Below are 13,250 nucleotides of genomic sequence, written 5' to 3'. Positions count from 1 at the left end.
CTATGAAAAGAAGAATTTTAATACTTTGTGGCGGAATATCTAAAGAACGCTCAATAAGCTTGGATACAGGAAAGCAAGTAGCCAACGAATTAAAAAAAAATAAATATAGTATTATAACTTGTGAGCCAGATCACACTTTATTAAAAAATATAAAACTATTTAAACCAGATATAATTTTTAATGCATTACACGGACAGTTTGGAGAAGACGGTTATATTCAAACAATTTTAGAAGCGCAAAAAATTCCATATACACATTCAGGGGTGATTGCTTCTTCCATAGCAATGGATAAAGAAATTTCAAAAAAAATTTTTATTAAAAATAAAATATTAACTCCTAAATATATTAAATTTGATTATAAAAAAAAGGAAACAAATATTATTAAAATTATTGAAAAAAAATTAAAATTTCCAGTTGTCATAAAGCCAATTAACGAAGGATCAAGTGTACACGTTTATATTTGCACTAAAAAAAACATAATCAAAAATTTAAAAGCATTGAGTATATATAATCAAATTTTGATTGAAGAATTTATTGCAGGTAGAGAGATACAAGTGGCTATAATGGGCAGCAAAACATTAGGCGCAATTGAATTGGAGCCAAAGAGAAAATTTTATGACTATGAAGCAAAATATAATTCAAACGCAAAAACAAAACATATAATCCCAGTTAATCTTGGTAAAAAAGATTTAAAACAAATAATAACTATAACTCGTAAAGCCCATCAGCTTATTGGCTGTAAAGGAGTTACCAGATCAGACTTTAAGTTTTATAAAGGAAAATTTTATTTATTAGAAATTAATACCCAACCAGGAATGACCAAACTTTCATTGGTACCTGAAATAGCCAACTATATAGGGATAAGTTTTATACAATTAATTGAATGGATTTTAAAAGATGCATCAATTAATAGATAAAAAAAATAAGATAATAATATATTTATTATTCTTATTCATATTAAGCACAACAAGTGGTAAATTTGCACAAAATCAAAACTCTTACTCTTCTACAATCAACCAAATTAATATTGAGGGACTCTCGAATACAAATAACTTGAAAATTCTTAATCAACTAAACAATTTATTTTATAGAAATATATTATTAGTTGGGAAGCAAGAAATTCAAAAAGTTATAAGCAGATATAATATTATAGAAGAATATACAGTTAAAAAAATTTATCCTTCTACAATTAACATAAACATCAAACAAACAGAATTTGTTGCAAGACTTTCTAATAATGATCAATTAGTTGGAGGAAATGGCAAACTCATAGAAGATAAAGAAAATAATATGATATTGCCCTATATATTTGGAGAATTTTATTCTCAAGATTTCTTAAACTTCAAAAAAAATATTGTAGAATCTAAGTTTAGCTTTATAAAAATTAAAACGTTATTTTTTTTCCCCTCAAATAGGTGGGATATTCTAACAAATGATGATATTTTAATTAAGTTACCCCAAGAAAATATTACTGAATCGCTTAATCTTGCTTATAAGATTATAAATAGTAATGATTTAGAAAATAAAAACCTCATTGATCTGAGAATGAAAAATCACTTAATTATAAAATAATGAATAACGAAAATTTTAAAACCTTTTTTGATTGTGGTTCTTCTAAAATAAGAGCTGGTACATTTAATATAAATAACAATAATGAAGCCTTTTATGTTGAGAGTGAATTTTTTACAGATCGATCAAACTTAGAATTAAGAATTCAGAAGATGATTGCTTCTCTTGAGAAAGACACAAATGAATACATCGGTAATATAAATTTGATGATAGACAGCCCTAAAATGTTATCTGTGGGTATTTCATTATCTAAAAAACTTGATGGATCTAAATTAAAATCAGCAAACATTCAGTTCTTAGTTCAAGAAGCTAAGCAACAAATTTTGAAAAATTATACAAATCATAATATTACTCATATTGTTATTAATAATTATAAGATTGATGACGTTGATTATTCTTATTTGCCGCACGAAATTAAATGTGATTTTATATCTTTAGATATACTTTTTATCTGTCTACCAACCGACACAGTTCTTTACTTTAAAAATATTTTTTCAAAATCTAATATTTTAATTGATCAAATAATTTGCTCTAGTTATGCAAAATCAATTAATTACAAAGATAGTATAAATTTAAGTGGGAACATGTCATTTATTGATGTTGGATTTAATAAAACATCAGTAATCTCTTACTTTAATGATAAAATTCTCTCGTTTCATGTCTTGCCAATTGGTGGCAACCATATTACTAAAGATATTTCACAAATTTTAGAGATAGATTTAGAAAGTTCAGAACAAAAAAAACTTAATTTTGATCAAAATCTTAAACTTTCTAGTGATGGAGATATTTCAATTGAGACCCTCCAAAAAATAATCTTTGCTCGAACTGAGGAAATACTTGAACTATGTGATAAATATATGAAGTTAAATTCACATACATCAGTCAAGTCTAAGATGGTGTTAATGGGGGAGGGCTCAAGAATACTTGACAATCAGCACAAAGATAAAATTTCTTTCTCAAACGATATAGATTTTTTAGAGGAAACTTCAAAAGATATTTGCCAATCTGGATTTAAATTTATAACAAGGCTAAATAAACAAGAGGTTGTAGTAGTACCAAAAAGACAAATAAAATATGGTTTTTTTGAAAAGTTTTTTCATTTTTTTAGATAAACCAGTATTTTCCCGTAACATTTCTTGTTTTTCTTAATTTAATTCAATTATTTATAAGATCTCAATGTCTATTTTAAATCAAAAAACCATTAATAAAAATATTACATTTACGGGTGTTGGTCTTCATAGTGGTTTGGATGTAACAATGACTATAAAACCAGCAGAACCAAATTCTGGAATAATTTTTAAAAGAATAGATCTTAAGGAAGATAATATAGTAATCCCAAATATATTCAATGTTAGTAGTGCAGTATTTTGTACGACTATCTCAAATGAAAACGGTACTAGTGTTTCTACGATAGAACACTTAATGGGAGCCTTATATGGCTTGGGAATTGATAACGCGTTAATTGAGATTAATAATCAGGAAGTACCAATTTTAGATGGTTCAGCAAAACTATTTGTTGAAGCAATTTCTCGAAATGGAATTAAAAATAGTAATGCTCCAATCAAGATAGTTAAAATTGAGAAGAAAATAGAATTTAATGATGGCAATAAAACAATTTCCATTGAGCCAAGTAAAATTAGTTTAGATATAGATTTTGAATTAAAATATGAAAATGAAATGATTGGAACGCAAAGAAATTTAGTTAAAGTATTTGAGTCTGATTTAACAGATATTTACAATTCTAGAACTTTTTGCTTATTTGAGGATGTGGGAAAATTAAGGGAAATGGGATTAGCCAAAGGAGGAAATCTTGATAATGCAATAGTTATTAAGAATGACAAGGTATTGAATAAAAATGGTCTTCGTAACGATAAAGAATTTGTAAATCATAAAATTTTAGACTGCATGGGAGATTTATATTTGGCTGGCTACAAAATAATTGGAAAAATAATTTGCTCTCAAGGAGGTCATAAGCTTACAAATCAATTATTAAGAAAAGTTTTTCAAAATGATGAAAATTTTTCATTAATAGAAATCACAGAAAAACACTTGCCAAATACTTTTATTAATAAAAGTCATTTAAAGTCTATAGCTTAAAAAATAGAGTTTTATCCATAATCTGGTAGAATAAGATAATGATTTCAAAATTTAAAATATTACTTATTTTAACATTGTTTCTATCTTTTTTGTCCTGTGCAGATAAAGAAAATAAAATATCTGAAATTGTTGAAGTAGACATGGAATCGCAAATGTCAAATGCTTACAAGGAAGGGTATTCTGAATTGCAAAGAGGAGATGTAATATTAGCTGCAAAAAAATTTAATGAGGCAGAACTATTATTTCCGCAATCACCTTGGGCCGCTAAGTCAGTAATCATGGCTGCATACGCTTATTATATTCAAGATTATTATAGTGATACAATTTTTGAGTTAGAGCGATACTTAGCAACTTATCCAAACGATAAAGATCAAGTATATGCTCATTTTTTAATGGGAGTTACTTTTTATGAACAAATAGTAGACGAAAAAAAAGATTTAAAATCAATACTGGAATCGAAGAAGCAATTTGAGCTTATAATTAATGAATACCCAGACACTAAATTTGCAACAGATGCAAAGTTTAAAATTGATTTAATTAATGAGATTCTTGCAGCAAAAGAAATGTATTTAGCTAGATATTATTTGAATAAGACAATGTGGATACCAGCTTTAAATAGATTTAAAACAGTTGTAACTGAATATGATACAACCATTTATACTGAAGAAGCACTCCACAGGTTAGTTGAGATCAATTATAGATTGGGTTTAGTAGACGAATCTAAAAAATATGCGAACGTATTAGGTTACAACTACCAATCTTCAGATTGGTATAAAAATACTTATAAGGTTTATAATAAAAATTATAGGGATGGCATTAAAGAGTTACAAAAAGACAAAAAGAAAAAAATAGGTCTGATAAAGAGCTTCAAAGGATTGTTCGACTAAAATGAACGATAAAGATATAGAAATTGAATATTTAAAAAAAATAGACTTAGCACAGAAATATAATAAATATTATTATGATAAAAATAAACCAATTGTTGCAGATCAAGTATTTGATTTATTAAAGAAAGATATAATTAAGCTTGAAAATAAATATAAATTTTTAAAAAATAAAAGTTCACCAACAAGATCTGTTGGTTTTAAACCATCAAAAAATTTTCAAAAAGTAAAACACAAAGTTCCAATGTTGTCACTTGGAAATGCCTTTAATGAAGAAGATCTAAATAATTTTGAAAAAAAAATAAACAATTTTTTAAGTCTTAGAGGAATAAATATAATTGATTATAGTGCAGAACCTAAAATAGATGGAATATCTGCCTCATTAATTTATGTTAATGGACAATTTACAAAAGGTCTTTCAAGAGGAGATGGTATAGAGGGAGAGGATATTACGCAAAATTTAAAAACCATTAATGATATTCCGCTAAAGATAAATGCAAAAAATTTCCCTAAGGAAATTGATATTAGGGGGGAAGTATTTATAGAAAATGAGGATTTTAAAACAATTAACAAAAAATTTGCCAATCCTAGAAATGCTGCATCAGGTTCATTAAGGCAAAAAGATCCTACTATTACATCAAAAATACCACTTAAGTTTATTGCATATACTTTTGGATATGTTGAGGAAATGAACATCCATAGCCAAACAGATTTTTTAAAAAATTTAAAGACGTGGGGCTTTAAAATAAATCCATTTAATAAAAAAATTTCAGGTGTTAAAAACCTACTAGAAAATCATAAAAATTTAGAAGAAAAAAGAAAAGAAATAGCTTTTGATATTGATGGTGTTGTTTATAAAGTTAACCAGTTTAATTTACAAAAAAGACTAGGTTTTGCAACCAATGCACCAAGATGGGCAATTGCACATAAATTTTCTGCCAATAGTTCAATATCCGAAATAACAAATATTGAAATTCAAATAGGTAGAACAGGAGCACTAACACCAGTTGCAAAGATTAAACCTGTCAATATTGGAGGTGTAATAGTTTCAAATGCAACACTTCATAATGAAGATGAGATTGTCAGGAAAGACATAAGAATTGGAGACACTGTTTTAGTTGAAAGAGCAGGAGATGTAATACCACACGTAGTTTCAGTAGACTTTAAGAAAAGAGACAAGAATTCAAAAAAATTTATTTTCCCATTGAATTGCCCATCTTGTGGAAGCAATACTGCAAAGGATTATAACGATATAACTAAAAAAAAAGATGCAGTCAGAAGATGTGTTAGTGAAGGGTATAAGTGCGAAAAAATTGCAATAGAAAAAATTAAACATTTTGTATCAAAAGAAGCATTTAATATTGATGGACTTGGAAAAAAAATTGTAGAGAATTTTTGGAATTTAAAATTAATCAGCTTACCACAGGATATTTTTAATCTTAATTATGATAAAATAGAAAGACTAGAAGGTTGGGGAAAATTATCAGTAACAAATTTAAAATTTTCAATTAGACAAAAAAAAAAAATTTCTTTAGATAGATTTGTCTATTCATTAGGAATTAGACACATAGGACAAGAAAATGCCAAGCTTATCGCCAGACATTTGAAAACAGCTATAAATTTTTTTAAATTAGCAGATGGTACGAATATAGAGAGATTATTTAATATAGATGGAATAGGTGCAACACAAATACAATCAATAAAAAAATTCTTTTTAAATAAAACAAATTTAGAAGTTTTATCTGAACTAGATAAATGTCTTGAAATAGAGAATGTAATTTTAATAAATAATAAAGGCTTATTAAAAAATAAAACTTTTATGCTTACAGGCAAACTTAATGGAGTTAGTAGAGCTGAAGCAAAATCTTTAATTGAAAAGAATTCTGGAAAGATAATTAGTAACGTAAATAAAAAGCTTAACTATTTAATTGCTGGAGAAAAAGCAACTACAAAAAAAGTCAATACTGCAAAGGAATTAAAAATAAAAATTATCAACCAAAAAGAGTGGATGGAAATGCTAAATAAGACTAGCTAACCATTTTCTTTGTTTTTTATTTAATACACTAGAGTATTCAGAGTAAATATTTAAATGATATCTAAATAAATAATCTTTTTCAGTTTTATTTAATAATTTATAATTAACTAAATCTTTTTCTATAGGAGCCAATGTAAGATTCTCAAACACTAATTTATTTTTTAATTTTTTTGTATAAATCAAATTTTCTATTCGAATTCCGAAATGATTTTTTTTATAATAACCGGGCTCATTGCTTAAAATCATACCTTTTTCAATTTTAATAGAATTATGCTTAGAGATTGACTGGGGTCCTTCGTGTACATTTAAAAAGAACCCAACACCATGCCCCGTTCCATGTGCGTAATCCAAACCTTCTTTATTTAAAAATTTTCTAGCTCTAATATCAATTTTTTTTCCGGTATTGTCCTTTTTCAAGTTGGTAAGAGCAACTGCGATATGTCCTTTTAAAACATTGGTGTAGGCATTTTTTATTGATTGTTTCTGGCTGATAAAACAAATAGTTCTTGTAACATCTGTCGTTCCATAGCTGTATTGCCCACCTGAATCTACCAAAAAAAGATCTTGTTTATTAATCTTTTTAGTGGCTTTGGTTGTTGCCCTATAATGAACAATGGCTCCATTTGCTCCTGAGCCAGCTATAGTATTAAAACTTGGGGTTAAATAATCTTTACTAAATTTTCTAAATTTTTCTAATTTATTTTGAGCCTCTACCTCGGTTATTGTTTTTTTATTTATATTTTTAATCCAATAAATAAATTTTGTAAGTGCCAATCCATCTTTTTTATGGGCCTCAATCATATGATTAATTTCATGTGAATTTTTAATCGACTTTAATTTGTAAATTGGGTCATCTTTATCTAAGATTTTAAATTTTGATTTAATTATATCTTCATGAAAAATTGAGCAAGTTTTGTTATCAATTATAAAATTTTTGCCTTTTAGGTTGTTAATTAATTTTGAAATATCCTTAATATCAATAACTTGATTTTTATTTATTTTTTTTTCTTTGATAATTTTTTTTGTATTATTTTTTTTAGTAATTAAAAATAAATTTTTATTTCTACCTATAATCAATCTAGCATTAGGTATTGGGCTATTCGGATTATCATATCCCCTTATATTTAAAAGCCAAGCAATATTTTCTGGAGCACTAACAAATAAATAATCAGTATTATTTGATTTTAGAAAATTTATTATTTTCAAAATTTTAGATTGATGTGTTTCACCTGTTATGTTTTTTTCCAAAGAATAAAATGGTTTAGTTTTTTTTTCTTTAAATTTGAATATTTGATCAATTAAATTATCATTGATTGGAATAAGATTATTATTTAAAAAATAATTTTTAATATTTTTTGATGTAAATAACTTTGGATCATAGCCTAAAGTATAATTCTTAATAATAGTATGAGGTAGTCTTTTATGGATTTCAATTATATTAAAATTCCTATCAGACTCTTGTTGTGCTTGAATAGTGTATCTTCCATCTACAAATAAATAGTTTTGTTTTTTAAGTATAACAGCAATACCTGCGGAACCAGAAAAATTACTAATATTTTTTAATCTATCATTTTTTGCATACTCAGAAAAGTACTCATCATTTTTAGGTATGATATAACCATCAATTTCAAATTTTTTAAATTTCTCTCTTAAAACTTTTATTTTATTTTTTATCATTTAATTCTTTTTTGATATCTTGCCCAACCAGGACTTCTTTTTCCTTCATCAATTTCAAGGTCTTGATTAAATTCAAAATCATTATCATCATCTTTAGACTCATCAAAAAATGAATTTTTTTCTAAATATTTATCTGGTAACTCATCGATAAACCTGGAGGCCATACTATCAATCCAATTACCTTGATAAAATCTATTCATAGCAAATGATATTAAAGCTTTCTTCTTAGCTCTCGTTATTCCGACATAAGCTAATCTTCTTTCTTCTTCAAGTCCGTTTTGACCTTTTTCTTCAATAGATTTTTGGTGTGGAAAAAGACCCTCTTCCCATCCTGGCAGAAATACCACATCAAATTCCAGACCTTTTGAGCCATGCATTGTCATCATGTTAACTTTTTCCCCATCCCAATCTTGATCTATTGCAGTCGCTAATGCTACATGCTCTAAAAAAGCCTCTAAATTATCAAATTCTTTCAAGGCATTTAAAAGTTCTTTAATGTTTTCTAGTCTATTTTCGCTTTCTAAATCTTTTTTATTCTTAAGCATGGCTGAATAACCAGATTCATCTAAAACTAACTGTAAGAGCTTAACATGATTAATTTTTTTTATAGTGATGTCATTTCTCCATTTACCAATTAAAAATAGAAAACCACTTAAACCTATTTTCGTTTTTGGTTTGATTAAATTTTGTTCAATTAATTGTTTTGAGGCAATTTCTAAACTTGCAGAGTTTTCTTTAGAAAATTCATGTATTAATTTAATAGTACTTTCACCTATAGATCTTTTAGGATTGTTTACTATTCTATCAAAAGCCAAATCATCTTTTGATTGATGAATTAATCTTAGATACGCAACACAGTCTTTAATTTCTGCTCTTTCATAAAATTTTGTGCCACCTAAAATTCTATAAGGTAGCCCAATTTTTAAAAAACGCTCTTCAAACTCTCTTGTTTGGAATATTGCCCTAACTAAAATTGCTATTTTGTTAAATGAATATTTTTTTTTAAGTTTTTTTTCTATTTCATCAGAAATTCCGATGGCTTCATCTTTTCCATTTTTAAAACAATTTAGTTTAACTAGATCACCCTCTTCCATTGTAGTTTTTAAAGTTTTCCCAACTCTATTTTGATTATTTGCAATAAGATTTGAAGCAACTGATAAAATGTTTTGAGATGAACGATAGTTTTCTTCTAATCTAATTACTTTTGAATTTTTATAAACTTGATCAAATTCTAAAAAGTTTTTAATTTCTGCACCACGCCAGCTATATATAGATTGATCATCATCTCCAACACAACAAAGGTTTTTATGTTTTTCTGATAGCAGATAGAGCCATCTACTTTGAATGTAGTTTGTATCCTGATATTCATCTACCAATATATATTTAAAATTATTTGAATAAATTTCTCTTATATCCAAATTTCTTTCTAAAATTTTTACTACGTGCAATATTAAGTCACCAAAGTCACAAGCATTTAAATCTAATAATTTTTGTTGATAAATTTTATAAAGGGGGAGTATAGTTTTTTCATAGATGTCGTTTTTATTAACAATGACTTCGTTAGGATAAAAACCTTTATTTTTCCATCTATCAATTATAGATAGAGTATATTTGGGCGCTAACTGTTTAATATCTATATTTTCTGCTTTGCAAATATTTTTGATTAATCGAACCTGGTCATCGGTATCAATGATTGTAAAATTAGAAGTTAAACCAGCAGCTGGAGCATGCTTTCTTAATAGCTTTGCACAAATAGAATGAAATGTTCCAAGCCAGGATAACCCTATAGCTTCAGAATTAAGAATTGAGCTCACTCTACTTTGCATTTCTTTGGCAGCTTTATTGGTGAATGTTACAGACAATATTTGATTGGGAAATGCTTTTCTCTCTTTAATAATATGTGCAATCCTAGAGGTTAAAACTTTAGTTTTTCCAGAACCTGCTCCAGCTACAATAAGTAATGGGCCATCAAGGTGCAAAACGGCTTCTTTTTGTGCCTTATTAAGATTATCTAAATATTCACGGTTTATCATTTTTAAAATTTCTTTATAAGTTATTAAATTCCAACAGTATTTATGAAACAAATTATTAGAAATTTTAATAACCTAATTGAAAGGACAATATTAAAAGTTCAGAATAAAACAAATAATAACTTTAATATTAGTGTCTTCAATAAGTATTTAATAACTTTTATTGCATCATTGTTTATTTATTTATTTTACCTATTGATACCCCTTTTATATGACAAAACGTGGTTGCAGGCTAACATAGAAAGCAAATTACTTAATGAATTTAAAGTAAACTTAAGTACTTCTGCAGATATTTCATATCGTATTCTTCCAGCGCCACATTTTTTAATTAAAGATTCTAAAATCTTAGTGGCTGAAGGTGAAAAAACAAAATCTATAGCTGAAATTAAAGATTTTCAAATATTTTTGAGTCACACAAACTTTTTTGATAAAGAAAAAATGAATATTAAAAAAATAGTTATTAGTAATGCTAATTTCTCACTATTAAGAGGCGATATTAAATTATTGAATGAGTATACAAGCAAAAAATTTTCAAATAAAAAAGTTACTATCAACAATAGTAATATTTTTTTTAAAGATAATTTAGAAGAGATAATTTCAATTATTAAAGTAAATAAAACTATCTTATTTTTTGATGATAAAAAACTATTAAATTTTTTTAAATTAAAAGGAGAAGTTTTTAATTTACCTTTCACTTTTGACTTTAATAGCAGTAATAATTCTACTACATATAAAGAATTTTATTTTAAATCCAAAAAACTTAAATTAGATATTTCTAATAAAACTACTACAGAAAACAAAATAACTTATGGAAAAAATAATATTACATTTTTACAATCTACAATTAATACAAAATATAATACTAAAAAAAAGTTGATTATTTTTGAGTCACTCAATTCTAGATTAGATAATATACAAGTTAATTATAAAGGTGAACTATCAATTAACCCATTTGATTTAAGCTTAAATATTAATTTAGATAATTATAAGATATCTAAATTATTCGATATAAACCCTCTCTTAATTGAACTTATCCAATCAGGCTTGTTATTTAATGAAAATATAAGTGTGAGCACATCTATAATCGCTAACTCAAATTTAAAAAATGAAGTTTTTGATAGTGCAAAAATTAATTTTTATATTATTGGTGGAAAAATACATTTTGATAAAACAAAGTTTATCAATAACAATATCGGTTCATTACAGTTTAATAATAGTAATCTTTTTTATGAAAATAATGAACTAACATTCAATAGCAATATCTTGATAGATATTCAAAATTCTCAAAAGTTATTTTCTTTCCTTAATACAAGTAAGTCATCACGAAAAGATATTAAAACTATTCTTATTAATTTAGATTATGATTTTTTAGCCAATCAGGTCCGATTTAATAATATAAAGATAGATAACAAAGAAGTTAGTAGTCAATTATTGACAATAATTGAAGATTTTACTGATATTAATCAGAATAATTTTAATAAGAGTAGGAGATTATTAAACGAGTTATTAGAGGCCTATGAGGGGTAGATCATTTTTTTTGGATTTACTATTTGCTCATAGTCTTTTTCTTTAATTAGTCCTGTCTTAAGTGTCTCATGCCTAAGTGTGGTTCCATTTTTTAGAGCAGTTTTTGCAATTTTTGCAGCATTGTCATATCCAATATGTGGAGCTAGAGCTGTTACGAGCATTAAAGAATTATCTAAATGCTCCTTAATTCTTTTTTTATTAGCTTTGATTCCTTTAACACAATAGTAGGCAAAGTTTTTAGTGCTATCCGCAATAAGATCTATTGATTGAAGCACGTTGTGAGCAATCATTGGTTTGAATACATTTAATTCAAAGTGACCATGAGAGCCAGCTATTGTGATCCCTGTATGATTGCCCATTACTTTGGCACACACCATTGTTACAGCTTCGCATTGAGTAGGGTTAACTTTCCCAGGCATAATTGATGAACCAGGCTCATTCTCTGGAAGTGTTAATTCTCCATATCCTGCTCTTGGTCCTGAGCCTAAAAATCTTATATCATTTGATATTTTCATCAATGAAACTGCACATGTATTTAATGTACCTGAAAAATTTACTATAGAGTCATGTGCGGCTAATTCTGCAAATTTATTATTAGCAGGCTTAAAAGGTAATTTTGTAAACTTCGCTATTTCTCTAACAATCTTTTTATCAAACCCTTTTTTTGAATTAATTCCTGTTCCAACGGCCGTCCCACCTTGTGCAAGAAAATATATCTCTTTAAGAGCAAGCTCTATTCTTTCAATACATTTTTTTAATTGCACTTGGTATCCTGAGAATTCTTGGCCAAGAGACAGGGGTGTTGCATCCTGCAAATGGGTTCTGCCAATTTTGATAATACCTTTAAATTCTCTAGATTTTTTTGCTAATTCTTTTTCTAAAATTTTTAAATTTGGTAATAGTTTTGATATAGTCTCTTGAGCCACAGATATATGCATCGCCGTAGGAAAAACATCATTTGTTGATTGAGATTTATTTACATGATCATTTGGATGAACAGGTTTTTTTGAACCTTTTTTCCCACCCATTATTTCAATTGCTCTATTAGCAATTACCTCATTAACATTCATATTGGTTTGAGTGCCAGATCCTGTTTGCCAAACTTTTAATGGAAAATTTTCATCTAACTTTCCTTTTATAACTTCATCAGAAGCTTTTATTATCGAATCTGTTATTCTTTTATTAATTTGCTTTTCTTTATAATGAACTAAAGCAGCCGATCTTTTGATGATTGCAATAGATTTGATTATTGAAATATTGACTAAAATTTTTCCAATATTAAAAAATTTATTAGATCTTTGTGTTGATGCACCCCAGTATTTGTCATCAGGTACATTAACACTTCCAATACTGTCAAATTCTTTTCTTAATTTCATTGATTAATATATAATTAATAATTTATTATACTTATATATTAAATTTTAAAAACTT

Annotated in this window: 10 protein-coding genes; 7 read left to right on the top strand and 3 right to left on the bottom strand. The window is 26.6% G+C overall.

Annotated features, from left to right (window positions below):
* Window positions 1–2: 2 nt before the first annotated feature.
* The 6 genes from ABXT65_RS05310 (at window position 3) to ligA (ending at window position 6,585) form a co-directional block, all read left to right on the top strand.
* Entirely contained in the window at window positions 3–917 is a 915-nt protein-coding gene (locus tag ABXT65_RS05310; RefSeq protein ID WP_415322823.1) for a D-alanine--D-alanine ligase, read from the top strand.
* Window positions 898–1,572 carry a cell division protein FtsQ/DivIB gene (locus ABXT65_RS05305; protein ID WP_415322821.1) on the top strand — a complete coding sequence of 225 codons (675 nt, stop codon included), beginning with the start codon at window positions 898–900 and terminating at the stop codon, window positions 1,570–1,572. Before ABXT65_RS05310 ends, ABXT65_RS05305 begins: the two co-directional genes overlap by 20 nt.
* Window positions 1,572–2,681, top strand: coding sequence for a cell division FtsA domain-containing protein (locus ABXT65_RS05300; RefSeq protein ID WP_415322819.1), 1,110 nt, complete (start codon window positions 1,572–1,574; stop codon window positions 2,679–2,681). Before ABXT65_RS05305 ends, ABXT65_RS05300 begins: the two co-directional genes overlap by 1 nt.
* Before the next feature lie 64 nt (window positions 2,682–2,745).
* Window positions 2,746–3,666 (top strand): UDP-3-O-acyl-N-acetylglucosamine deacetylase, encoded by a 921-nt coding sequence (gene lpxC, locus ABXT65_RS05295; RefSeq protein WP_415322817.1) that lies wholly within the window; start codon window positions 2,746–2,748, stop codon window positions 3,664–3,666.
* Window positions 3,667–3,704: 38 nt separating this feature from the next.
* Window positions 3,705–4,553: an outer membrane protein assembly factor BamD gene (locus ABXT65_RS05290; protein ID WP_415322816.1), complete on the top strand. Its 849-nt coding sequence runs from the start codon at window positions 3,705–3,707 to the stop codon at window positions 4,551–4,553.
* Window position 4,554: 1 nt separating this feature from the next.
* Entirely contained in the window at window positions 4,555–6,585 is a 2,031-nt protein-coding gene (gene ligA, locus ABXT65_RS05285; protein WP_415322814.1) for an NAD-dependent DNA ligase LigA, read from the top strand.
* Here the strand turns inward: ligA and ABXT65_RS05280 are convergent.
* Both ABXT65_RS05280 and ABXT65_RS05275 read right to left on the bottom strand, forming a co-directional pair.
* Window positions 6,568–8,262, bottom strand: a complete 1,695-nt coding sequence (locus ABXT65_RS05280) for a M24 family metallopeptidase (RefSeq protein ID WP_415322812.1) — start codon at window positions 8,260–8,262, stop codon at window positions 6,568–6,570. The two genes, ligA and ABXT65_RS05280, sit on opposite strands and share 18 nt — an antisense overlap.
* A complete protein-coding gene (locus ABXT65_RS05275; protein ID WP_415322810.1) occupies window positions 8,259–10,295 on the bottom strand; it encodes an ATP-dependent helicase in 2,037 nt (678 codons plus the stop codon). Before ABXT65_RS05275 ends, ABXT65_RS05280 begins: the two co-directional genes overlap by 4 nt.
* 42 nt (window positions 10,296–10,337) lie before the next feature.
* Between ABXT65_RS05275 and ABXT65_RS05270 the strand changes: the two genes are divergently transcribed.
* Window positions 10,338–11,819 (top strand): hypothetical protein, encoded by a 1,482-nt coding sequence (locus tag ABXT65_RS05270; RefSeq protein ID WP_415322808.1) that lies wholly within the window; start codon window positions 10,338–10,340, stop codon window positions 11,817–11,819.
* Here the strand turns inward: ABXT65_RS05270 and fumC are convergent.
* The gene (gene fumC / locus ABXT65_RS05265) at window positions 11,807–13,195 is read right to left on the bottom strand and encodes a class II fumarate hydratase (protein ID WP_415322806.1); all 1,389 of its coding nucleotides are present in this window, start codon (window positions 13,193–13,195) and stop codon (window positions 11,807–11,809) included. The genes ABXT65_RS05270 and fumC overlap by 13 nt on opposite strands.
* Between the last annotated feature and the right edge of the window lie 55 nt (window positions 13,196–13,250).

Source organism: Candidatus Pelagibacter sp. Uisw_127, assembly GCF_047722515.1.
Lineage (GTDB): Bacteria > Pseudomonadota > Alphaproteobacteria > Pelagibacterales > Pelagibacteraceae > Pelagibacter.
This window is presented reverse-complemented; position numbering and strand designations above follow the sequence as displayed.

Coding starts and splice junctions, on each gene's coding strand:
- ABXT65_RS05310 (WP_415322823.1), top strand. CDS start 3: ATGAAAAGAAGAATTTTAATACTTTGTGGCGGAATATCTAAAGAACGC.
- ABXT65_RS05305 (WP_415322821.1), top strand. CDS start 898: ATGCATCAATTAATAGATAAAAAAAATAAGATAATAATATATTTATTA.
- ABXT65_RS05300 (WP_415322819.1), top strand. CDS start 1,572: ATGAATAACGAAAATTTTAAAACCTTTTTTGATTGTGGTTCTTCTAAA.
- lpxC (WP_415322817.1), top strand. CDS start 2,746: ATGTCTATTTTAAATCAAAAAACCATTAATAAAAATATTACATTTACG.
- ABXT65_RS05290 (WP_415322816.1), top strand. CDS start 3,705: ATGATTTCAAAATTTAAAATATTACTTATTTTAACATTGTTTCTATCT.
- ligA (WP_415322814.1), top strand. CDS start 4,555: ATGAACGATAAAGATATAGAAATTGAATATTTAAAAAAAATAGACTTA.
- ABXT65_RS05280 (WP_415322812.1), bottom strand. CDS start 8,262: ATGATAAAAAATAAAATAAAAGTTTTAAGAGAGAAATTTAAAAAATTT.
- ABXT65_RS05275 (WP_415322810.1), bottom strand. CDS start 10,295: ATGATAAACCGTGAATATTTAGATAATCTTAATAAGGCACAAAAAGAA.
- ABXT65_RS05270 (WP_415322808.1), top strand. CDS start 10,338: ATGAAACAAATTATTAGAAATTTTAATAACCTAATTGAAAGGACAATA.
- fumC (WP_415322806.1), bottom strand. CDS start 13,195: ATGAAATTAAGAAAAGAATTTGACAGTATTGGAAGTGTTAATGTACCT.